This is a genomic window from Sphingomonas sp. PP-F2F-A104-K0414 (assembly GCF_004340945.1).
Lineage (GTDB): Bacteria > Pseudomonadota > Alphaproteobacteria > Sphingomonadales > Sphingomonadaceae > Sphingomonas.
Map to the genome: position 1 here is coordinate 557286 of NZ_SLYD01000001.1, position 21412 is coordinate 578697.

The following is a 21412-nucleotide window of genomic DNA, read 5'->3' on the forward strand; positions in this document are numbered from 1 at the left end:
CTGAATAGCGAAGAAGAGCGTTGGGCGAGGCCGATTGAGATCAGGCTGCCGCGGTGCTCGTCTTGATGTTGCCGTTCATGCCGTTCGGGTAGAACCCGCCTGCCGACGCTGCACCGCTGTTGAGATAGACGATGTTGAGCACCTGGCTGGCCGAGCGGCTGTAGGCGACGCCGTTGCTGTCGAGCGGGACGATGTTCGACACGGTCACTGCCGCCTGCGTGGTGGCGAGGTTGATCGGCGTCGCGCTGTACGACGAGATGCCCTGGTCGATATCGTTGGTGCCGAAGATCGTCGTGTTCGCACCACCGCCGTCGAGGCTGTCGCGCGCCTTCGAAATGGCATCTGCGGACGTGCGCAGCGACGGCGTCGCGATGCCCTTGCCGTACAGCGTCGTGCGGACGATCGCGGCATGATACGCCTCGACCGCGAGCAGGCCGGCAGCCGCCTCGAGGTACGCCTTGCTGGTGAGCAGCGGGGCGGCGCCCTTGTATGCGGTCACGCCGACGTCTTCGAAGATGAACGCGCCGAGCAGGAATGCCTCGTCCGACGCATAGGGATCGAACGCGGTGCCGGCGGGGACGAGACCAGCGGCCTGGGCCGCGACCGAGAAGGCGCTGGTCGGCGAGACGCTGACGTCGATCACCGGCTGCGCGACGGCGGCGGTGGTGCCGAGTGCGGTGCGGAGGAACTTGACGTGGGCGATCTCGTCCTGCGCGATCTCACGTGCATACTGGCGCACGATTGGATCGGTGAAGTTGACCTGGCGACCACCGCGGACGGCACCTTGCGTGCCGATGCCCGAGAGCAGGCTGTTGTCGAGGCCGGTGCCATAGGCGGCGTAGGAATAGAATTGCGCCTCGAGATATTCGAGGTTGAGCGCGAAATTCAGGACGTCCGCGTCGGTGATGGTCTGCGCCGCCGCCGAGCTGGAAAAGGACAATGCGGTCGCACCGGCCGCGGTGACCGCAGCGGCGCCGAGCGCAGTCTTGAAGAATTCACGCCGCTCGCTGCGCCGTTCAACTCGCGCATCGAGGGCTTCGATCAGGTGCACGCTCTCGGTCATATCAGGGTCCTCCCCTTGTAGTTGCAGACGTCGGAGTTATTGAAACAATCGAACAATCCGGACCGATGAGAGTAACACCCTGTCGCCAAGGCCCAACTCGTAACGCGCTCTATTGCGGGCATAATGATGCCGTCCAGCTTGAGTAACGGACGCAAGCGGGAAATGGACGCAGCCTTAACGGCAATGCTGTGAAATAATTTTCAGGTGTGGTGGAGCGGCGGCGGGGTGATCTTGCGAGGCGCTCGGGGGGTTGGGTTGCGGGAGCTTCGGAAGCTCCGGCTGGGCAGTTCGCACGCTTGGTTGGTTAGCGTGGCGGAGTGACGCTTGGGGTTGGCGCTTCCGGAAGCCGCTCGGACACGATGTGCTGGAATGCGGACGTTCGAACCACACGATCCTCCCCCGCCAGGGGGAGGATCGATGGGTCTCGAAGTTTGCCCAGTATCATTTGGGCCGGCCTCGGATCGGCCAGCCTCGGATCAGCCGGCCTCAGATCAGAAGGTGTAGGTCAGCCCCAGCGCGTAGAGCCACTGATCCGCGCTGCCCACGTCGGCGACGATCGGGGTGTCCTTGTACTTGCCGACCATGCGGCCGTAGAGCACGCCGGCACCGACGCCGAAACCGTGGCGGAGGTCGCCCGACAGGCTCTGCACCACGAACAGCGATGCGTTGACGCGGCGGAAGCCACTATCGTTGACGTCATAGGTCCGCAGGCCGCTGGCGAGCGTACCGATCGGCGTCACCGCCGCATAGGTCCGGCCGAAGCCCTTGCCGGCGTAATCCGCGGCGACGCCGAGCGAGACGAGCGTACGAACCGACAGCGGTGTGGTGTAATTCACCTGCGGCGTGATGACGTAGCTGTCATAGGTGCCCGAGACGTCATGAACATAGGCGACACGCGCGGTGAGCGTATCATAGTCGCTGGTGATGACGCCGGTCCGGGCGACGCCGACATAGCCACCCAGTTCATAGGCGGTATCGATCTTGCCGAGCGCGCGGACCTGACGGTTGTCGATATCGCCGGTGCGGTCGCGGCGGACGCCACCGATCACGCCCAGCTCGAAATTGGTGCCGACCTCACCCGTGTTCGGGATCAGGTTGAAATAGAGCTGCGTGCCGCGGAGGAAGAAGTCATGCCCGCGCACCGTGCCGACGAAGGCGCCGGCGGGGGTGAAGGAATTGCTGTCCGCACCTTCGTAATCGGGCATCGACACCACGCCGAGCGCGACCGTGACGCGGTTATTGTCCTTGGGATCGGTGATCGTCGGCGACGGGTTCGGGTCGGTCTGGGCGAAGGCGGGCGTGGCGATGCCAAGCACCGCGATTGCGGCAGACGTGAAGAAAGAGAATGCGCGCAAGGAAATGCTCCGGACAAAAAGGTTCCAGCGCAAAACGCAGCGCCTTCGTTTTCGGTCCGTTACGATCGGTCAGAAGATGTAACGCATTTTCACCTGTTGCATTTCGGCATCACCGGCGACCATGAACCGGGCCGCCGAAAAGCGCGGCGGACCGAAGCGGACGGCGGCATTGCGCGAGAATCCATAGCCTTCGCGCGGGATCCCCGCGATCGTGTCGAGCTTCGCGTTGCTGTTCTCGTCGTGGATGACCGCGAGCGCATAGCCGCGCTGCGGCAGGCCGGGAAAGCTGGTGGTATGGACGTTTGCCGGGATCGACCGGGTCAGCGCATTGGCATCGTCGACGCAGGCGGGGAAATTGTCCGGGTCGGCGGTGAGGCAGATCCGGATCATGCCCTTTGCCGAGCGGAGATTGTCGATCTCGACGTCAAGCCGCGTGACGGGAGCCGCCGCTGCCAGCGTCAGCCATGCCAGCGTGCCCGCTACTACGAGCGGCAGCTTTAGCGTGCGCCTTGGTGAAGTCGCCGAGTCCCTTGTCGGTGCCGCAGAGCCGATCCCAAAAGCGGAAATAGAGGCCATAGTTGCACCCGTATTGTTCGTGATGGCGCTGATGATGGCTCGCCGTGATCAGCCAGCCGCCCAGTGCGCCCCGCCACATGAACCGGGGGAAAACCTCCCACCCCATGTGATTGGTTACCCCCATAACGGTCATGATCGTCAGTACCAGACCCAGTGCGCCGACATTGATCGGAATTGGGAACACCAGTAGCGGAATTATCACAGCACCGGTGATCGCCTCGATCGGGTGAAACGCCATCGCCGCCCACGCGGTCGGCGGGCGGCTGGCGTGATGCACCGCGTGCGCGAGCTTGAACGGCTTCGGCCGATGCATCCAGCGATGCGTCCAGTAGAACCAGGTGTCGTGCGCGAACAGGAAGGCAAGCACGGAGACCGGCAGATACCAGAGCGGGTAGGCGTGGACGTCGGGGTAAATCTGCGTCCAGCCGCGATTCTGCCAGCCCCAGGCGACAATCCCTGCGGGCCCGCCGTAGATCGCCGCCGAGGCGATGCTCCACCAGATCTCGCGCCGCATCTGCGCGTCGAGCCCGCGATAGAGCCCGGGATGACGCGCGCGCGTCGCGGCTGCGAACGCGCCGGAGACGATGAGATACCGGATGCCGACGATCGCGGTCATCGCGATCGCGGAGAGGACGATGGCGAGCCTCATGAGGGGCTTATACGGGAATTCGGGGTTTTGGGTAATGGCATAACCGGCTGGGGCCCATCGATCGGAGTCGATATTGCCGGAACGGACCGAGCCACCGAATCGAACCGATACCGATCGGTTTTCAGGGGGCCGTCATAGCGTATCGGCGATGGAACAATAGTGTTCCGAAGCGCGCCATCCGCATACCCTGCTAGCACCAGCCAGCGTAGCGCCGGTTAAAGCCTGGTGATCAAAAGACTTATTCTGGCGCCGAAGTACATGCTAATAAAATTGACGCGTTCATTAATTATGAATTGTTTAAATAGATTTACATTTATTCAGTAGTTATTTTCTCAAATTGCGTAGATATCTAACAACATAATCCGAATTGAACATTGACCGCACATTTGATTAGAGTCGTAATTGATGCTGATCTATTATCTTCTAACAAGAAGCTTAGGAGATAAAGCATGTCCACGATCAACATCATGATTGCCGTTGACGTCGAAACTGCACAGTCCACTGCGAGCGGAACGACTATAACCCAGGGGTTATATATGATCGATACGACCGGGTATGAAGGTACGGCCGAAGCAGGGAACGAATTGAACACGCCGTGCGACGCGGGCGACGTACCCGTCTGGACGATTTACCCGATCAATCCGAGCGACAATATCGCGATCACCGGGTTCACCGGACAGTGCGTCAACGACGGAATCTTCCAGAATCTCGAACAGCAGAAAACACCTGCGGGCGTCGATTACTGGACATGCGTCATCAATGAGGGAACGGCATCTGCAAAATACCAGTACAGCCTGAACATTTCGATGTCGGGCAAGACATATTCCTATGATCCGTTCTTTACGGTCACGGCCAACTAAGCCCGCGATGTCGTGGCACCCGTTCGAAATGCGTTGCGGCATACGTCGGTTATGACCGATCTGTATGCGGCAAATTCCGAGCGGGTGTCATGGGCGGTAACGGCCAGAGGCATTGCTGCCCGCCATCCATACTTATAAACGTCGATTTCCGTCAGTTTACATAGTCTCGAGGCGCACATCGACCCTTCGGACGCATTCGGCGGTTTGGGGCAGGTATGCCGTCAATCCATAAAAGGGGTGGTGACGGCGAGGCGCGTCTGGGACCGAGATCCGCAACCGGGATATGTAGAGGACATGCTGGCCTGGTTCGTCCGGGCAAGTTCCTTTGGGGCCGCCTGCATCTCGACATACCCTGCCTTCCGCGGGTGCCGAGGCTTGGTACGTTATCCGGGCGACCCTCCTACCGTTGCAATAGGCTCTATGCAGCGCTCGGAATCGTGATAGCCTTCGTGTCAGAGCAGGATGACCTGCCTATTCGGAGAGTGATGCATGGCAGACCACAGCGCCGCGCGCGGGGATACCGACCTGGATACGGGCAATAACAAGAAGGGGCTGATCTACGTGATATCAGGCGGCATCCTGGCCCTGGGGCTGGTGTTGATGGCGTTCTACGACCGCGCGGGCGATCCGATGCCGATCGCCTCGGTGCAGAAACCGGTCGTTACTGCGCAGCGCTGATCGCGGGATCCTCTCGGCGCGCGGTGCGGTCGAAGATCAGGATCGGCGCATCGCGGTACGTGCCTTGCGTGCGCAGGCGATAGCCTAGCCGTTCGGCGAGACGGATCGAGGGAGCGTTGGCGGGGTCGATGATGCAGGTCGTCGCGGGGATACGCGCGTCGGTCCAGGCGAGGATCGCGGCGAGCGCTTCGGAGGCGTAGCCCTGACCTTGCGCATCGCCGGTGAGGGTCCAGCCGACTTCGGGAGTCGCGTCGATTGGGGGTTCAATCGCCCGTCGCGCTTCCATCAGGCCGAGTTCGCCGATCAGGCGGCCGGCTGCGTCGCGCGCGACCCAGCTGCCATACCCGAACAGCGTCCATTGGCCGATCGCACGCAGGAGACGGATCCAGACGTCTTCGCGCGATCGTGGCTGGCCGCCGATCATCGTGTAGACGCGCGGATCGGCCCACATCGCCGCGCAGTCTTCGAGATCGGTGGCGGCGTGGCCGGTCAGGGTCAGGCGGGCGGTGGTGAGTGTCGGGGCGGATGTGAGTGTGCGCATGGAGGCAGGCTAGCGGCATTGGTGGGTGGAGGGGAACACCCCCTGCCCTCGCCTTTCTCACGGCAAAGGCGCCGCAATCCTTCGATCCTCCCCCGGCGGGGGAGGATCATATGTCAGCCCCCTCACCCGCCCTCCCGACGATGCAGGTTGTCTTCGGCGGTGATTGGTTTGCAAAGGTTGTTTTCGAGCCTCTCGCTTTGCGCTAGTCGGAGGCATGGCATCGACGATCTCCTGCGACGTCGCGATCGTTGGCGCGGGTTTGGCCGGCGGGATGATCGCGCTGGCGCTCAAGGCCAAGCATCCTGCGCTCGACGTGCGACTGATCGACTCCGCGCAGGTCGTTGGCGGCAATCACCTGTGGTCGTTCTTCGGCAGCGACGTGGCGCAAGGAGATCGCTGGATCGTCGCCCCGCTCGTGGTGCATGCGTGGCAGGGCTACGACGTGCGCTTTCCAGCGCATGCGCGGACGATCGACGAGACCTATTATTCGATCGAGAGCGAGCGGCTCGACCACGAGGTCCGCCGGGTGCTCCCTGCGCATGCGCTGATGCTCGGGCGGAAGGTGTCGGGGGCGAGTGCAACCGCGGTGGTGCTGGCGGATGGCGACCGGATCGAAGCCACCGGCGTGATCGACGCGCGCGGACCCGGCGACCTGTCGCTGCTCGATCTCGCATGGCAGAAGTTCCTCGGGCGCGAACTCGCGTTGAGCGCGCCGCACGAGGCGCCAAAGCCAATGGTGATGGACGCGACCATTCCGCAGATCGACGGGTATCGCTTCGTCTATTGCCTGCCGTTCAGCGCGGACCGGATGTTCGTCGAGGACACCTATTATAGCGACACGCCCGATCTCGATATCCCGGTGCTGGGCGATCGGATTGACGCGTATGTCGCGGCGCGCGGCTGGTCGGTCGACAACGTCGTGCGCGAAGAGTCCGGCGTGCTGCCGGTCGCGATGGGCGGCGATTTCGAGGCCTATTGGCGCTCGGGCGGCGCGCATGTCGCCAAAGCTGGCATGCGCGCAGGGATGTTCCACCCCACCACCGGGTATTCGCTGCCCGACGCGGTGCGGACCGCGTCGATGCTGGCGGGGCGCAATGATTTCTCAGGAGCGAAACTCCACGACGCGACGCATGCGATGGCGCGCGCGACGTGGCAGTCGCGCGGCTTCTACCGGATGCTCGACACGATGTTGTTCCGCGCGGCGGAACCAGAGGAACGCTACCGCATCCTCGAGCGCTTCTACCGCCTCTCACCATCGCTCATCGGCCGTTTCTATGCCGGACGTTCGACCCTTGCCGACAAGGCGCGCGTTCTGACCGGCAAGCCCCCCGTCCCCATCGTGCGCGCCGTCCGCGCCATCGCAGGCAGTATGTCATCATGAAGACCGCAATAGTCATCGGCGCAGGGTTTGGCGGGCTGGCGCTCGCGATCCGGCTGCAATCCGCGGGCGTGCAGACGACGATCGTCGAATCGCGCGATAAACCGGGCGGACGCGGCTATTATTGGGAGCGCGACGGCTTTACGTTCGATGCGGGGCCGACGGTGATCACCGATCCGGATTGCCTGCGCGAATTGTGGGCGCTGACCGGGCGCGACATGAGCGAGGACGTGACGCTCGATCCGGTGCTCCCGTTCTACCGGTTGAACTGGCCCGACGGGACGAACTTCGACTACACCAACGACGACACGCTGATGCGGTCGGAGATCGAGCGGCTGCATCCGGGCGACTGGGAAGGCTATCTGAAGTTCCTCGATTACTCCGCCGGGGTGTTTCACGAGGGCTATGAAAAGCTCGGCCATGTCGCGTTCCTCGACTTCGGGTCGATGATCAAGGCGGCGCCGGCGCTGGCGAAATACCAGGCGTGGCGGTCGGTCTATTCGATCGTGTCGAGCTTCGTGAAGTCGGAGAAATTGCGCGAGGCGTTGTCTTTCCATACGCTGCTGGTCGGCGGCAATCCGATGACGACGAGCGCGATCTATGCGCTGATCCACAAGCTGGAGCGCGACGGCGGGGTGTGGTTCGCACGCGGCGGGACCAACCGTCTGGTGGCGGCGCTGGTGACGCAGTTCGAGCGGCTGGGCGGCGTGCTGCGGCTCGACGATCCGGTGACGTCGATCGAGACTCTGGGCGACCGCGCGACCGGTGTGACGACGGCGAGCGGCTGGTCGGGTCAGGCGGATGCGGTGGCCGCGAACAGCGACATCATGCACACCTATCGCGACCTGCTGGCGACCTCGCGCAGCGCCAAGCGCAAGACGGGGTCGCTCGAGCGGAAGAAATATTCGCCGTCGCTGTTCGTGGTGCATTTCGGGATCAAGGGTACGTGGCCGGGCATCCCGCACCACATGATCCTGTTCGGGCCGCGCTATAAGGGGCTGCTCGAGGACATTTACGACCACGGCGTGCTGAGCGAGGATTTTTCGCTGTACCTGCATCATCCGACGGTGACCGATCCGTCTCTGGCACCCGAGGGGCATTCGACCTTCTATGCGTTGGCGCCGGTGCCGCATCTGGGCAAGTTCCCGGTCGACTGGGACGAGATCGCGCCGATCCTGGAGAAGCGCATCCTCGACGAGATCGGGCGGCGGTTGATCCCGGACATCCATGAGCGGATCGTGACGAAGTTCTCGTACGCGCCGAAGGATTTCGCGCAGGATCTGAACGCGCATCTGGGTAGCGCGTTCTCGCTGGAGCCGGTGCTGACGCAGAGCGCGTATTTCCGCGTGCATAATCGCGACGAGCATATTCCGAATTTGTACTTCGTGGGCGCCGGGACGCATCCGGGGGCTGGGATTCCGGGGGTTGTCGGGAGTGCGAAGGCGACTGCTCGGTTGATGCTTGAGGGCGAGAAGTAAGAAATTTGTTCGCGCAGAGGCGCGGAGGCGCGGAGATTGTTGCATCCGGTTTTTCGGTCGGCAGACACAACTATCTGTTCGTCGAAGGTGATCGGGCAGTTGCTGCGCGACCAGCGCTACATCTCCGCGCCTCTGCGCCTCTGCGCGAACAAAATCTTCCCTTGCCGCACCCTGCGCGCATCCCCTAGCGAGGCAGGATGAAGAGACTTGCTGTGTATTGCGGGTCGGCGACGCCGGCTGATCCTGTCTATATCGAGGGCGCTCGGGCGCTGGGGCTCGCGTTTGCCACGCGGGGGATTGGCCTCGTTTATGGCGGTGGGCGGACCGGGCTGATGGGCGCGATCGCGGATGCCGCGCTGGAGGGCGGTGGCGAGGTTATCGGCGTTATTCCTCAGGCGCTGGTGGATGCGGAGGTTGCGCATCGCGGGCTGACCGAGTTGCATGTCGTGACCGGCATGCATCAGCGCAAGCAGATGTTTACCGATCTCAGCGACGGGTTCGTGACGATTCCGGGCGGGACGGGGACGATGGACGAACTGTGGGAAGCGTTGAGCTGGGCGCAGCTTGGGTATCATGCGGATCCGGTCGGGCTGCTGAATACCGCTGGGTATTACGATCACCTGATCGCGTTCTGGGAGAAGATGGGCGAGGTTGGGTTTTTGCGGCCGCAACACCGTGATCTGCTGATCGTGGCGGATACGCTGGACGTGCTGCTCGACCGGATGGCCGACCATGTTCCGACGCAGCCGATCGTGCGGATGAACGCGTCGGATTTGTGAGGTTGACGGCTCACTCCATCACCTGCCGCCATCCCAATGTTCGCCGCCACCCCGGCGAAGGCCGGGGCCCAGTTGGGAAGGTTGCAGTAACGACGCGCAGCGCCAGCCAATTGATGTCCCCCAACTGGGCCCCGGCCTTCGCCGGGGTGGTGCCTGCAATGGTGGTAGCGCTGGGGGGTAGGTCGTGACCCACCCCGTCCCCTCCCGCGAGGCGATCGTGGCTACCGCGCACGAATCGATTTCGCGCGGGTCGAAGAGTTTTGCGGCGGCCAGCCTGTTGTTCGACAAGCCGACGCGCGAGCGGGCTTGGCTGTTATATGCGTGGTGCCGGCGGTGCGACGATATCGCCGATGGGCAGGATCATGGCCATGGCATGACCGTGGTCGAGGATGCCCCTGCCCGGCTCGTTGCGCTGTCGGCGATGACCGAGCAGGCCTTGGCAGGCGAAATCGTCGGCGAACCGGCGTTCGATGCGCTGCGGATCTTCGCCGCCGAAACCCGGCTGCCGAAGCGGTTCGCGCGCGATCTGGTCGAGGGGTTTGCGCTCGATGCGCGCGAGTGGCGGCCGCGGTCGGAGAACGACCTTTACAAATATTGCTACCATGTCGCGGGCGTCGTCGGGTGCATGATGGCGATCGCGATGGGCGTCGACCCGGACGACGAGGATACGCTCGATCGTGCGTGCGATTTGGGGATGGCGTTCCAGCTGGCCAATATCGCGCGCGACGTCGAGGAGGATGACCGGGTCGGGCGGTGTTATCTGCCCGAGGACTGGCTGGTCGAGATGGACTTTCCGCCGGGGCAGCACATGAAGCCGCCGTTTCGGTCTCGGCTCGCGGTGTTGACAAAGCGGATGGCGGATCGGGCTGCGGCGTTCGAGACGAGTGCGCGCGAGGGGACGCCGGCGCTGTCGTTCCGCTCGGCCTGGGCGGTGCTGTCGGCGGCGGGGATTTACGGCGCGATCGGGCGGACCGTGGCCGCTCGGGGCGAGCATGCGTGGGACCACCGGGTGACGACGTCGGGGATGCAGAAACTGGGATTTATCGCGAAGGCGGCACGGGAGGCGGCGCGGCGGAATACGCTGTATCCGCGAGCGCCGAGGGATGCGCGGTTGTGGACGCGGCCTCGCTAACTACCGGCGTGTAGCTTGTTTCCCCGCGACGGCGGGAGTCCAGTCGGGGTCCCCGCCTTCGCGGAAACAGTTTAGCCCTGCGGCTTGGCCTTGCCGACCTTCGCCATGGCCATGCCGCTCGCACGGCAATTCGCGCCGATCATCGGGTAGGGAACGTCGGTGTTCTGCGCAAGCTGGTCGGGTAACGCCGCGCGGCACTGCGCCATCGTCTCGTAGCGCGCCGGGATCACGCGTGCCTCGGTGCAGTTCACGTTGCCGTCGCCGCAACCCATGATCGCCATGACGTAGAACAGCGGTTCCATTTCACTCTCCGGTTGCGGGGCCAATTACGAGCGTGCCGTTGCGGCAGGACGTACCGATAAAAGCGACGAAGCGGCAGGATTGTTCCCCCAACTGCTTTCGCCGGGGCTTGACTGCGCCTACATCGCATCGATCCATGCCACCCGATACGTACACCTCCACCCGCGCGGACCAGCCGTTGCTGCCGACGCTCCGCCGCTTCCTGCCGTTCCTGTGGCCGGCGGGGCAGCCCAAGCTGAAGGCGCGGATCGTCGTCGCGATGCTGCTCGTGATCGCGTCGAAGCTGATCCAGGTGTTCGGCGCGGCGTTCACGCTGAAATACGCGGTCGACCGGATGGCGGGGAACGACCGTACCGCGCTGACGCTCGTCGTGCTGCTGGTGGTCGGGTACGCGGCGTCGCGGTTCGGGACGACGCTGTTCGACAATCTGCGCAACGCGGTGTTCGAGCGCGTCGGGCAGGATGCGTCGCGGCGGCTGGCGGCGCAGGTGTTTCGGCATCTGCATGCGCTGAGCCTCGATTTTCACCTGTCCAGGCGGACGGGTGCGGTCACCAAGGTGGTCGAGCGCGGCACCAAGAGCATCGATACGATGTTGTATTTTCTGCTGTTCAACATCGCGCCCACGGTGTTCGAACTGGTGCTGGTGCTCGGGCTGTTCTGGACCAAGTTCGGCTGGCCGCTGGTCGTCGCGACCGTGGTGATGGTGGTCGGCTACATCCTTTTCACGCGGATGGTGACCGACTGGCGCAATGCGCTGCGGGCGCGGATGAACGACCTCGATACCGGCGCGGTCGCGCATGCGGTGGATTCGCTGCTGAACTTCGAGACGGTCAAGTATTTCGGCGCGGAGGAGCGTGAGGCGCGGCGCTACGACAGCGCGATCACGGCGTATTCCGAGGCTGCGGTGAAGAGCGAGAATTCGCTCGCGTGGCTGAACCTCGGCCAGGCGCTGATCACCAATGTGATGCTGGCGGGTGGCATGGGCTTCGTCGTGTGGCGGTGGAGCCGCGGCGAGGCGTCGGCGGGCGACGTGGTGTTCGTGTCGACGCTGCTGGCGCAGCTGTTCCGGCCGCTCGACCTGTTGGGGATGGTGTATCGCACGATCCGGCAGGGTGCGCTCGACATGGCGGCGATGTTCGACCTGATCGATACGCCCGCGACCGTGGTGGATGCGCCGGGTGCGCCTGCGCTGGCCGTGAGCGCGGGGCATGTGCGGTTCGAGGGGGTGTCGTTCGGGTATGACGCCGGGCGGCCGATCCTGCGTGACCTGGAACTGGACGTGCCGGCGGGATCGACGCTGGCGGTGGTCGGGCCGTCGGGGGCGGGGAAGTCGACGCTCGCGCGGTTGCTGTACCGGTTCTACGACCTGACGGGCGGGCGGATTACCGTCGACGGGCAGGATATTTCCGAGGTTCGGCAGGCTTCGCTGCGCGCGGCGATCGGGATCGTACCGCAGGATACGGTGCTGTTCAACGACACGATCGGGTACAACATCGCCTATGGTCGCGAGGGGGCGGAGATGCCTGAGGTCGAAATTGCCGCCAAGGGTGCGGCGATTGCGGGGTTCATCGAGCGCCAGCCGCTGGGGTATGAGACGCGCGTGGGCGAGCGCGGGTTGAAGCTGTCGGGTGGCGAGAAACAGCGCGTGGCGATTGCGCGGACGCTGTTGAAGAACCCACCGATCCTGATTTTGGACGAGGCTACGTCGGCGCTGGATAGCCGGACCGAGGCGGAGATCCTCGATACGCTGGAGGCGATCGAACGCGGCCGGACGACGATCGTGATCGCGCACCGGCTTTCCACGGTGGTGCATGCGGACCAGATCGTCGTGCTCGAGGCGGGGCGGATCGTCGAGAAGGGGACGCATGCGGACCTGCTGCGGCAGGGCGGCGTGTATGCGGAGATGTGGAACCGGCAGGCGCAGGAGCGCGCGGGGGATGACGATGGGGCGTTGGCGGCGGAGTAGGGGCGGCCCACCGCGGTTGTTGTAACGGCGAACACTCGCCACACTATTCTCGGTCACCCCGGACCTGTTCCGGGGTCCACTGTTCCGCGCACTCTCACGTTTCGAGCTCTGGGACGGGTGGATGCCGGAACGAGCCCGGCATGACGGAGAGTAGACTCACCCCCGCCACCCCCCGGCGAAGGCCGGGGCCCGATTGGGGGACGTTGCTAACTGATGGCAGCGCGTCGTTATTGCCACCTTTCCAATTGGGCCCCGGCCTTCGCCGGGGTGGGTGGTGGTTGGGTGCTGGGTGGAGCGCTAACGGCGAGTAGCGCGGAGTGCACTAACGCTTCTGTTCCCTCGCGAACGCGGGGGCCCAGGAATCAGGGGCGATGGCACGGCTTGGTCCTGGGCCCCCGCTTTCGCGGGGGAACGGAAGTGAGGCGTTGCTTCATTCCATGCCGGACTACGCCGGGATCGAGGGATCCAACTCGCGCAACCTTGCCTCGATCGCACTCGAATATTGGTAGATGTGCGTCAGGTCGGACAGCAGATGCCGCGTCTCGTCCTTGCCCGCGAACATGCCGAGATACTTGGTGGTCATCCCGTTGAAATGCATCCGCGCGACCGTTTTCCGATTGTTGTCGTCGAGCAAAATCGCGCAGTACGACTTCGCGTCGCGGACGATCACGCGTTTCGGGTCGACGAGTCGCGAGGCGATCGCCTGGATGATGTGGAAGCCGGAAATCTCCTCCTGCGTGGTGACGATGCCGTCGCCGTCGGAGGGGTCGTCGGACGCACCCGGCGGCAGGTCCTCGACCGGGCTCGACGCCTTCAGTGCGGACGACAGGCGTTCGTTGACGAAATCGCGGATCAGCGCGGCGATCGCTGGCGCGAGCAGCTTGGCGAACCCGTCTTTGATCGCCGTCGTCAGGCGCCCGCCATGGACACGCTGCGCCATCATCCGGACGAACTCGTCCGACGGCTCGGCGAACTCCTTCTCCAGTTCGAGGCGGATCAGCGACTGCGTCTTGAGGTTGCCGGCCTCCTGGACGATCTTGTCGATGTCGAATGCGGCCTTGGTGAACTTCTCGAGCGTGCGGATGTCGCCGGGCTTGATCGCGTCCATCGTGAAGGTGAAGAAGGGCTTGTCGTCCATCTTGTTCGGGCGCTCGATGTCCGAGTAGAATTGGTAGACGACGCCGTTGGTGAGCACCGCTAGCCGCGCATCGGTGACGCTGAAATAGCGGAACAGCTGGCCCGCATGGTTGACGTTGAGCTGCACCGACGAGGGCTTGCACTCGATCAGGATCGACACTTTCCCGCCCGCGCAGATCGCATAGTCGACCTTCTCGCCCTTCTTCGTGCCGACGTCGGCGGTGAATTCGGGAACGACCTCGGACGGGTTGAAGACGTCGTAGCCGAGCGACTGCAGGAACGGCATCACCAGCGCGGTCTTCGCCGCTTCCTCGGTCAGCAGAACCTCGCGGTGTTCGATCGTCCGCTTCTGCAGCTCGGCCAGCCTGATACTCAGTTCCATGCGCGTCCCCCCGGATTGAACGGGGGAGGATGCGCAGGGAAGTTCGGGTGGTCCATGACGGTACCGAAACAATCTGCTCCGATTTCGATCTAGTCGTGAAAGCGGCAGGATCGGGCAGGATCGCGGATCATGCATTGCGGCGGCGGGGAACGAACCCTAGGTCCGGGTCGATGGCACTCGACCCCCTTCCCGATCTCCAGCGTATCTTTGGTTTTCCCGATTTTCGTGGCGTGCAGCGCGATGTCGTCGACCGAGTGCTCGCCGGGCAGCGGACGCTGGCGGTGATGCCGACCGGCGCGGGGAAGTCGCTGTGTTACCAGTTGCCGGCGACGATGCTGGAGGGGACGTGCGTGGTCGTGTCGCCGCTGATCGCGTTGATGCATGACCAATTGCGCGCGGCGACAGCGGTTGGGATCAAGGCGGCGACTTTGACGAGCGTCGATACGAACCGCGAGGAGACTATCGCGCGGTTTCGGGCGGGCGACCTGGACCTGCTGTATGTCGCGCCGGAGCGGGCTTCGAACGAGAGTTTTCGCAACCTGCTGAGCCAGGCCAAACTGTCGCTCTTCGCAATCGACGAAGCCCACTGCGTGAGTGAGTGGGGGCACGACTTCCGGCCGGATTATCGGTTGCTGCGGCCCTTGCTCGATAGATTTCCAGACGTGCCGCGGCTGGCGCTGACGGCGACGGCAGACGCGCATACGCGGGCTGATATTCTAGAGCAGCTGGGGATCTCGCAAGAGGGGCTGATCGTGTCGGGGTTCGACCGGCCGAACATCCGCTATGCGATTTCGGGGCGCGACAACGTCAACCGGCAGATCGCGGATATCCTGGAGAAGATCCCGGGACCGGGCATTGTGTACGCGCAGACGCGGGCGGCTACCGAGAAGCTGGCGGAGGCGCTGGGGCGGAGCGGGCGGCCGACGCGAGCGTATCATGCGGGCCTCGATCCGCAGGTGCGCGCGAAGAACCAAGCGGATTTCGTCGCGAGCGAGGACATGGTGATCTGCGCGACGGTCGCGTTCGGGATGGGTATCGACAAGCCCGACGTCCGGTTCGTGTGCCATGCCGGGCTGCCGAAATCGATCGAGGCCTATTATCAGGAAACCGGGCGCGCGGGGCGTGACGGCGACCCGGCGATCGCGCACCTGTTCTGGGGTGCGGAGGATTTCGCGCGGGCTCGGCAGCGGATCGGCGAGGTCGAGCCCGAGCGGCAGGCGGGCGAGCGGCAGCGGCTGACGGCGATGGGCGGGCTGGTCGAGACGGCAGGGTGTCGGCGGCGGATCCTGCTCAAGCATTTCGGCGAGGAGCGGCTCGAGGATTGCGGGAATTGCGACAATTGCCTCGGCAATGTCGATGCGGTCGACGCGACCGAGACGGCGCGGAAATTCCTGTCGGCGGTGTTCCGGACCGGGCAGATGTACGGGGTCGGCTATATCGAGGGTATCCTGACCGGGGTGTCGTCGGAGCGGAGCCTGATGAACGGGCATGAGGCGCTGTCGGTGTACGGGATCGTCGATGGCGACGAGGTTGCGTTGCTGAAGCCCGTGTCGCGGGCGCTGATGCTGAAGGATGCGCTCAGGACCAATCCGCATGGGGGGCTGGAGTTCGGGCCGGCGGCGAAGGCTATCCTCAAGGGCGAGGCGGCGGTGTCGATCGTCGTGCCGCCCAAGCGCGAGCGGCGGCGCAAGGGGGCGGTGGGCGCTACGCCGAACCCGGTCGACGATCCGCTGTTCGAGGCGTTGCGCGTGCGGCGGCGCGATCTGGCGAAGGAAGCGGGCGTTCCGCCGTATGTGATCTTCCACGATTCGGTGCTGCGTGACATTGCGCGGCAGCGGCCGTCGTCGCGTGCCGAGCTCAGCCTGTTATCAGGCATTGGCGCGCGGAAACTCGACGCCTATGGGGATGCCTTCCTCCAGGTTGTCCGCGAGCTCGCATGATACGGCACATCAACGAAAGTATTTCGGTCGCGCCGCAGATCGCGGTCGAGCAGGTCGCGGAGATCGCCGCGGCGGGCTTCAAGACGATCGTCAATAATCGGCCGGACGACGAGGATGCGGGGCAGCCTTCGGGTGACGCGATCCGCGCGGCGGCGGAAGCGGCTGGGCTGAAATATGTTTCGATCCCGGTGACGCATGCGGGGTTCTCGCATCCGCAGATCGACGCGATGACGCAGGCGTTGACGGATTCGGACGGGCCCGTGCTCGCCTATTGCCGGTCGGGGACGCGGAGCTGCAATCTGTGGGCGCTGGCGGCGGCGAAGGCGGGGCGGAATCCGAACCTGCTGCTGGCGCAGGCCGAGGACGCTGGCTATGACCTACGCGGAATCCGACCGATGCTGGATGCGCTCGCAGGGCCGCGATGACGCCTGCGATCGTCGGCGGCATCGTGGCCGTCGTTGTGCTGCTGCTCGCCGGCCTGGGCTGGGTAGTCGTTCGGATGCGGCGGGTCGTTAAGATCGAGACTCCGGAAGAGGTGGCGGACGCGGCGCAGGCGCAGCTTGCCGGGTTTGCAGTGGCGGGCGCTGTCGTGGGTGCCGATGGCCAGGGCGCGCTGGCGATCGCGGATGACGGGCGGGTTGCTGCGGTGAAGCGGATTGGCAAGCGGCTGGCGGTGCGCGAGGTGTCTTGGCGGACGGTGCGCGCGACCCGCGAGGGGATTCTGGTGGAGACGGGGGACAAGGCGCTGGGGGCGGTGATGCTGGCGCAGGTCGACGTGCTGGATATCCGCCGGTTGGCGCCGAAGAGCGTTCGGGTTTAGGCGCGCGTTTTTGACTGGGGTTGCTGCTTACGCGTCCCCGTCCCCTCTCTCTCACCCCGCTCTCCCCCTCCGTTCGTCCTGAGTAGCTGCTGAGCTTGTCGAAGCGGCGTATCGAAGGACAAGTTGGCACTCGGGGCCTGTGCTTCGATACGCGCCCTCGATACGCTCCTGACGGAGCTACTCGGTCGCTACTCAGCACGAACGGGTTGGGGTGGGAGTCTGCGCTGAGGAAATCAACTCGAGGCAATATTCCTTAAGGACAATCGCTTGGCGGAAACACCTCCCCGGCGGAGGCCGGGGTCCAGTTGGGCAACGGTGCTAGTGACGGTTGCCCTTCGTTACCACGACCTTTCCAACTGGGCCCCGGCCTTCGCCGGGGTGGTGCCTGCGCTTAGGACTTGAGTGTCGACCGATGCGGGGAGACGGCACTCCTCTGCTCCCCTTCCGCTTGCGGGGGGGGGCGGGGGAGGGGTTAGCCTCATAAGCCGGACGCCGGTACGTACGTCGGCCCCTCCCCTAACCCCTCCCGCAAGCGGGAGGGGGATTTGACCGTCGTCGCTTTGCTTGGTCCTGGGCTCCCGCCTTCGCGGGAGAACATAGTATGCTCACGCCCCCTTTGGACTCGATCGAAGTATCACTTCGATCGACCAAAAAAATGGCCCGGTGTGTTGCCACACCGAGCCAAGGTTGTCCGCAGGAGGAACGTCGTGGGTGCGAGCTCGGTCGGCCCGCTACCGAACTAGTCGTAGGCGCGTTCACCGTGCTCGCCGAGATCGAGGCCTTCGCGCTCGACTTCCTCGGAGACCCGCAAGCCGGTCAGTGCCTTGGCGATGAAGATCGCGATGACGGTGCCGACAGCCGCCCAGACGATGGTCGTGGCGACCGCCGCGACCTGGACGAACAACTGGTGGCCCATGTCGAAATCGGGCTTGCCGGGGCCGCCGAACGCTGGCGAGTAGACGATGCCGGTGCCGATCGCGCCGATTATGCCGCCGATGCCGTGGATGCCGAACGCGTCGAGTGCATCGTCATAGCCGAGCTTCGGCTTGAGGACCGTCACTGCGTAATAGCAGACCACCGAGGCGACCGCGCCGAGGATGATCGCGCCGAACGGGCCCGAGTTGCCGGCTGCCGGCGTGACCGCGACGAGGCCGGCGATGATGCCCGAGCAGAAGCCGAGTGCCGACCCCTTGTGACCGTTGACGCGCTCGATCAGCATCCAGGCGAGGCCCGCCGAGGCGGTGGCGACGAAGGTGTTGAGCATCGCGAGCCCAGCCGAACCGTTCGCCTCGAGCGCCGAGCCGGCGTTGAAGCCGAACCAGCCGACCCAGAGCAGCCCGGTACCGATGCCGGTCATCGTCAGCGAATGCGGCGCCATACGATCGGTGGGATAGCCGATCCGCTTGCCGAGGATCAGCGCCGCCACGAGTGCCGAGACACCGGCGTTGATGTGCACCACGGTGCCGCCGGCGAAATCGAGCGCGCCCATCTTGAAGAACTTGCCGCCCGATGCCCACACCATGTGCGCGACCGGGAAGTACACGATCGTCAGCCAGACGATGGCGAACACCATCACCGCCGAGAATTTCATCCGCTCGACCACCGAGCCGAGCACGAGCGCGACGGTGATCGCGGCGAACGTCATCTGGAAGCAGATGAAGACATATTCGGGGATAGCGACGCCTGCGGTGAAGGTGGCCGCGGTCGAGTCGGGCGTGATGCCGCGAAGCAGTGCCTTGCCGAAGCCCGAGATATACTCGCCGCCGCCGTCGCCGAACGCCATCGTGTAGCCGTACATCACCCACAGCAGCATCGCGAGACACGCGACCGCGCCGATCTGGGTCATCGTCGACAGCATGTTCTTGGCGCGGGTGAGACCGCCGTAGAACAGCGCGAGGCCGGGGACGATCATCATCAAAACCAGCAGCGTCGACGTCATCATCCAGGCGGTGTCGCCCTTGTTCACGGTCGCCACCACGGGCGCGACGACCGGGGCCACGGGTGCCGCGACGTCCTGCGCCCAAGCGGGTGCGGCGGCGATCATCGCCGCGCCGAACCCCAGAACCGCCGAGGCGGCTGTCTTCATGTCATGCTTCATCATGTCCCCCCTCAGAGCGCTGAATCGTCAGTTTCGCCGGTGCGGATCCGCACGGCTTGGCCGACGTCGAGCACGAAGATCTTGCCGTCGCCGATCGCGCCGGTGTTGGCCGATGCCTGGATCGCCTCGACCACGCGGTCGGACAGGCTGGCGGCGCAGACCACCTCGATCTTGATCTTCGGCACCATGTTGGTGCTGTATTCGGCCCCCCGGTAGATCTCGGTCTGGCCCTTCTGACGGCCGAACCCCTTGACCTCGGTGACCGTCATGCCCGCCACGCCGATCGTGGTGAGCGCTTCGCGCACCTCGTCGAGCTTGAACGGCTTGATGATGGCAATGACGAGTTTCATCGCGCCCCTTCCCCTTGTTACGGAAGGGGCCTCGCAATGTGCGTGCCAGTTGCGGTGTGGAGGGGTGAGGTGTGCTTGCGGGGGCGCGCAGAGGGGAATTGGCGGTTAAAACTTGTGCAGTGCGGTGCGGGTGCTCGAAAAACGGGCAGCTATCTTTCCGTCATGCCGGGCTTGTTCCGGCATCCACCGCGCCGCGTACTCACGAGCGTTTGGTTTGCGGGACCGTGGATGCCGGAACGAGCCCGGCATGACGGAGTGGGAGGGCGACGGGGTGGGTGGGGCGACGGGGTTTGCTTGCCCCCAGCCCCATGTCGAACTCAGTGGCGGAAGTGGCGCATGCCGGTGAAGACCATCGCGAGGCCGGCTTCGTCCGCTGCCGCGATGACGTCGGCGTCGCGGATCGAGCCGCCGGGCTGGATCACTGCCGTCGCGCCGGCCTCCACCGCCGCCAGCAACCCATCCGCGAACGGGAAGAACGCGTCCGACGCGACCGCCGAGCCGATCGTGCGCGGGGTCGACCAGCCGGCCTTGTCCGCCGCGTCCTTCGCCTTCCACGCGGCGATGCGCGCGGATTCGAGGCGGTTCATCTGGCCCGCACCGATGCCCGCGGTGCTGCCGTCCTTGGCGTAGACGATCGCGTTGGATTTGGTGTGCTTGGCCACCGTCCAGGCGAAGCGGCAGTCGATCAGTTCCTGCTCGGTCGGCTGGCGCGAGGTGACCACCTTCAGCTCACCCGGCGTGCCGTTGTCGCGACCCTGGACGAGCCAGCCGCCAGCAATCGACTTTGCCGTCAGGCCGAGGCGCGCGGGATCGGGGAGGTCGCCGGTGAGCAGCAAGCGAAGGTTCTTCTTGGCGGCGAACAGCGCGATCGCGTCCTCGTCGGCGTCGGGGGCGACGACGACTTCGGTGAAGATGCCGGTTATCTGGCGCGCGGTCTCGGCGTCGAGCGTGCGGTTCACGGCGATGATGCCGCCGAAAGCGGAGACGGTGTCGCAGGCGAACGCCGCGGCATAGGCTTCGGCGAGCGTGGCGCCGGTGGCGACGCCACAGGGGTTGGCGTGCTTGACGATCACGACCGAGGGCTCGGCGTCGCGGAATTCTGCGATGAGTTCGAGCGCGGCGTCGGCGTCGTTGAGGTTGTTGTAGCTGAGCGCCTTGCCCTGGAGCTGGCGGGCTTGGCCGATGCCCTGGACCGAGCCGGTTGCGGTGTAGAAGGCGGCGGACTGGTGCGGGTTCTCGCCGTAGCGAAGCGTGTCACCACGCTTAAGCGTGATCGGCAGGGTGGCGGGGAATTCCTCGGCCTGATCTACCGTGCCGAACCATGTCGCGATCGCGGAGTCATAGGCGGCGGTGGTGGCGAAGGCTTTCGCGGCGAGTTTCTTGCGGTCGTCGAGCGTCGTCGTGCCGCCGGAGACGAGCGCATAGTCGGCGGGGTCGGTCACGATCGCGACATAGGCGTGGTTCTTGGCCGCCGAGCGCACCATGCTGGGGCCGCCGATGTCGATGTTCTCGATCACGGTGTCGCGGTCGGCGCCCTTCGCGACGGTGGCCTCGAACGGGTAGAGGTTGACGATCACGAGGTCGATCGCGCCGATCTTGTGCTCGGCCATCGAGGCGGCGTGGCCGGCGTCGTCGCGGACCGCGAGCAGTCCGCCGTGGACCATCGGGTGGAGCGTCTTGACGCGGCCGTCCATCATTTCGGGGAAGCCGGTGAGTTCGCTGACGTCGCGGACTTCGAGGCCGGCCGCGCGGAGGGCGGTGGCGGTGCCGCCGGTCGAGACGAGTTCTACGCCATGGCTGGCCAGCGCCTTGCCGAGATCGACGATCCCAGTCTTGTCGGAGACGGACAGGAGCGCGCGCTTGATCGGGATGCTGGTCATGAGGGGTCTTTCGTCGGGAGTCGCCGTACGGCGGTGCCTTAGCGTTGGTT

Annotated in this window: 20 protein-coding genes; 10 read left to right on the top strand and 10 right to left on the bottom strand. The window is 64.8% G+C overall.

What is annotated here, in order from left to right:
• Nucleotides 1-40: 40 nt before the first annotated feature.
• From C8J46_RS02375 to C8J46_RS02390, 4 genes are all read right to left on the bottom strand, one after another.
• Nucleotides 41-1063, bottom strand: a complete 1023-nt coding sequence (locus C8J46_RS02375) for a ferritin-like domain-containing protein (protein WP_132734680.1) — start codon at nt 1061-1063, stop codon at nt 41-43.
• A 491-nt stretch (nt 1064-1554) separates the two neighbouring features.
• A complete protein-coding gene (locus C8J46_RS02380) occupies nt 1555-2418 on the bottom strand; it encodes a MipA/OmpV family protein (RefSeq protein ID WP_132734682.1) in 864 nt (287 codons plus the stop codon).
• Nucleotides 2419-2487: 69 nt separating this feature from the next.
• A complete protein-coding gene (locus C8J46_RS02385; protein WP_347812370.1) occupies nt 2488-2913 on the bottom strand; it encodes a DUF2141 domain-containing protein in 426 nt (141 codons plus the stop codon).
• On the bottom strand, nt 2843-3643 hold the full coding sequence (locus C8J46_RS02390; protein ID WP_132734684.1) for a sterol desaturase family protein: 801 nt from the start codon (nt 3641-3643) through the stop codon (nt 2843-2845). The genes C8J46_RS02385 and C8J46_RS02390 overlap by 71 nt, the downstream gene beginning before the upstream one ends.
• Before the next feature lie 449 nt (nt 3644-4092).
• Here C8J46_RS02390 and C8J46_RS02395 point away from each other — a divergent pair, with 449 nt between their 5' ends.
• Together C8J46_RS02395 and C8J46_RS02400 are read left to right on the top strand one after the other, a co-directional pair.
• Nucleotides 4093-4503, top strand: coding sequence for a hypothetical protein (locus C8J46_RS02395; protein ID WP_132734686.1), 411 nt, complete (start codon nt 4093-4095; stop codon nt 4501-4503).
• Between the two features lie 489 nt (nt 4504-4992).
• Nucleotides 4993-5181: a hypothetical protein gene (locus C8J46_RS02400; protein WP_132734688.1), complete on the top strand. Its 189-nt coding sequence runs from the start codon at nt 4993-4995 to the stop codon at nt 5179-5181.
• Here C8J46_RS02400 and C8J46_RS02405 read toward each other — a convergent pair.
• Nucleotides 5165-5722 (bottom strand): GNAT family N-acetyltransferase, encoded by a 558-nt coding sequence (locus C8J46_RS02405; protein ID WP_132734690.1) that lies wholly within the window; start codon nt 5720-5722, stop codon nt 5165-5167. The genes C8J46_RS02400 and C8J46_RS02405 overlap by 17 nt on opposite strands.
• Nucleotides 5723-5936: 214 nt before the next feature.
• On the opposite strand from C8J46_RS02405, the gene crtY reads away from it, so the two are divergent.
• The 4 genes from crtY to C8J46_RS02425 all read left to right on the top strand — a co-directional run bounded on the left by crtY (nt 5937) and on the right by C8J46_RS02425 (nt 10489).
• Entirely contained in the window at nt 5937-7103 is a 1167-nt protein-coding gene (gene crtY, locus C8J46_RS02410) for a lycopene beta-cyclase CrtY (RefSeq protein WP_132734692.1), read from the top strand.
• Nucleotides 7100-8578 (top strand): phytoene desaturase, encoded by a 1479-nt coding sequence (locus C8J46_RS02415; RefSeq protein WP_132734694.1) that lies wholly within the window; start codon nt 7100-7102, stop codon nt 8576-8578. The genes crtY and C8J46_RS02415 overlap by 4 nt, the downstream gene beginning before the upstream one ends.
• A 197-nt stretch (nt 8579-8775) precedes the next feature.
• Nucleotides 8776-9357 (top strand): TIGR00730 family Rossman fold protein, encoded by a 582-nt coding sequence (locus tag C8J46_RS02420; protein WP_132734696.1) that lies wholly within the window; start codon nt 8776-8778, stop codon nt 9355-9357.
• Nucleotides 9358-9541: 184 nt separating this feature from the next.
• Nucleotides 9542-10489, top strand: coding sequence for a phytoene/squalene synthase family protein (locus tag C8J46_RS02425; protein WP_132734698.1), 948 nt, complete (start codon nt 9542-9544; stop codon nt 10487-10489).
• A gap of 71 nt (nt 10490-10560) precedes the next feature.
• On the opposite strand, the gene C8J46_RS02430 is transcribed toward C8J46_RS02425, so the two are convergent.
• The gene (locus C8J46_RS02430; protein WP_132734700.1) at nt 10561-10791 is read right to left on the bottom strand and encodes a hypothetical protein; all 231 of its coding nucleotides are present in this window, start codon (nt 10789-10791) and stop codon (nt 10561-10563) included.
• A gap of 134 nt (nt 10792-10925) precedes the next feature.
• Between C8J46_RS02430 and C8J46_RS02435 the strand changes: the two genes are divergently transcribed.
• Nucleotides 10926-12755: an ABC transporter ATP-binding protein/permease gene (locus tag C8J46_RS02435; protein WP_132734702.1), complete on the top strand. Its 1830-nt coding sequence runs from the start codon at nt 10926-10928 to the stop codon at nt 12753-12755.
• Between the two features lie 445 nt (nt 12756-13200).
• On the opposite strand, the gene C8J46_RS02440 is transcribed toward C8J46_RS02435, so the two are convergent.
• Nucleotides 13201-14274 (bottom strand): type I restriction endonuclease, encoded by a 1074-nt coding sequence (locus tag C8J46_RS02440; protein ID WP_132734704.1) that lies wholly within the window; start codon nt 14272-14274, stop codon nt 13201-13203.
• A 170-nt stretch (nt 14275-14444) separates the two neighbouring features.
• Here C8J46_RS02440 and recQ point away from each other — a divergent pair, with 170 nt between their 5' ends.
• From recQ to C8J46_RS02455, 3 genes are read left to right on the top strand one after another with little or no spacing between them, the layout of a single operon-like run.
• Nucleotides 14445-16214, top strand: a complete 1770-nt coding sequence (gene recQ, locus C8J46_RS02445) for a DNA helicase RecQ (protein ID WP_132734706.1) — start codon at nt 14445-14447, stop codon at nt 16212-16214.
• Entirely contained in the window at nt 16211-16639 is a 429-nt protein-coding gene (locus C8J46_RS02450) for a TIGR01244 family sulfur transferase (protein ID WP_056053640.1), read from the top strand. Before recQ ends, C8J46_RS02450 begins: the two co-directional genes overlap by 4 nt.
• Nucleotides 16636-17034 carry a hypothetical protein gene (locus C8J46_RS02455; protein WP_132734708.1) on the top strand — a complete coding sequence of 133 codons (399 nt, stop codon included), beginning with the start codon at nt 16636-16638 and terminating at the stop codon, nt 17032-17034. Before C8J46_RS02450 ends, C8J46_RS02455 begins: the two co-directional genes overlap by 4 nt.
• A 739-nt stretch (nt 17035-17773) precedes the next feature.
• On the opposite strand, the gene C8J46_RS02460 is transcribed toward C8J46_RS02455, so the two are convergent.
• The 3 genes from C8J46_RS02460 to purH form a co-directional block, all read right to left on the bottom strand.
• Nucleotides 17774-19132: an ammonium transporter gene (locus C8J46_RS02460; RefSeq protein WP_132734710.1), complete on the bottom strand. Its 1359-nt coding sequence runs from the start codon at nt 19130-19132 to the stop codon at nt 17774-17776.
• An 11-nt stretch (nt 19133-19143) separates the two neighbouring features.
• On the bottom strand, nt 19144-19482 hold the full coding sequence (locus tag C8J46_RS02465) for a P-II family nitrogen regulator (protein ID WP_056053652.1): 339 nt from the start codon (nt 19480-19482) through the stop codon (nt 19144-19146).
• A 317-nt stretch (nt 19483-19799) separates the two neighbouring features.
• Nucleotides 19800-21362 carry a bifunctional phosphoribosylaminoimidazolecarboxamide formyltransferase/IMP cyclohydrolase gene (gene purH / locus C8J46_RS02470; RefSeq protein WP_132734712.1) on the bottom strand — a complete coding sequence of 521 codons (1563 nt, stop codon included), beginning with the start codon at nt 21360-21362 and terminating at the stop codon, nt 19800-19802.
• Between the last annotated feature and the right edge of the window lie 50 nt (nt 21363-21412).

Excerpts from the sequence above, each read along its gene's own strand:
- C8J46_RS02405 (WP_132734690.1), bottom strand. The coding sequence starts at position 5,722 with ATGCGCACACTCACATCCGCCCCGACACTCACCACCGCCCGCCTGACC.
- C8J46_RS02440 (WP_132734704.1), bottom strand. The coding sequence starts at position 14,274 with ATGGAACTGAGTATCAGGCTGGCCGAGCTGCAGAAGCGGACGATCGAA.
- purH (WP_132734712.1), bottom strand. The coding sequence starts at position 21,362 with ATGACCAGCATCCCGATCAAGCGCGCGCTCCTGTCCGTCTCCGACAAG.
- C8J46_RS02450 (WP_056053640.1), top strand. The coding sequence starts at position 16,211 with ATGATACGGCACATCAACGAAAGTATTTCGGTCGCGCCGCAGATCGCG.
- C8J46_RS02460 (WP_132734710.1), bottom strand. The coding sequence starts at position 19,132 with ATGAAGCATGACATGAAGACAGCCGCCTCGGCGGTTCTGGGGTTCGGC.
- C8J46_RS02395 (WP_132734686.1), top strand. The coding sequence starts at position 4,093 with ATGTCCACGATCAACATCATGATTGCCGTTGACGTCGAAACTGCACAG.
- C8J46_RS02415 (WP_132734694.1), top strand. The coding sequence starts at position 7,100 with ATGAAGACCGCAATAGTCATCGGCGCAGGGTTTGGCGGGCTGGCGCTC.
- crtY (WP_132734692.1), top strand. The coding sequence starts at position 5,937 with ATGGCATCGACGATCTCCTGCGACGTCGCGATCGTTGGCGCGGGTTTG.
- recQ (WP_132734706.1), top strand. The coding sequence starts at position 14,445 with ATGGCACTCGACCCCCTTCCCGATCTCCAGCGTATCTTTGGTTTTCCC.
- C8J46_RS02435 (WP_132734702.1), top strand. The coding sequence starts at position 10,926 with ATGCCACCCGATACGTACACCTCCACCCGCGCGGACCAGCCGTTGCTG.
- C8J46_RS02430 (WP_132734700.1), bottom strand. The coding sequence starts at position 10,791 with ATGGAACCGCTGTTCTACGTCATGGCGATCATGGGTTGCGGCGACGGC.
- C8J46_RS02420 (WP_132734696.1), top strand. The coding sequence starts at position 8,776 with ATGAAGAGACTTGCTGTGTATTGCGGGTCGGCGACGCCGGCTGATCCT.
- C8J46_RS02375 (WP_132734680.1), bottom strand. The coding sequence starts at position 1,063 with ATGACCGAGAGCGTGCACCTGATCGAAGCCCTCGATGCGCGAGTTGAA.
- C8J46_RS02465 (WP_056053652.1), bottom strand. The coding sequence starts at position 19,482 with ATGAAACTCGTCATTGCCATCATCAAGCCGTTCAAGCTCGACGAGGTG.
- C8J46_RS02390 (WP_132734684.1), bottom strand. The coding sequence starts at position 3,643 with ATGAGGCTCGCCATCGTCCTCTCCGCGATCGCGATGACCGCGATCGTC.
- C8J46_RS02455 (WP_132734708.1), top strand. The coding sequence starts at position 16,636 with ATGACGCCTGCGATCGTCGGCGGCATCGTGGCCGTCGTTGTGCTGCTG.
- C8J46_RS02400 (WP_132734688.1), top strand. The coding sequence starts at position 4,993 with ATGGCAGACCACAGCGCCGCGCGCGGGGATACCGACCTGGATACGGGC.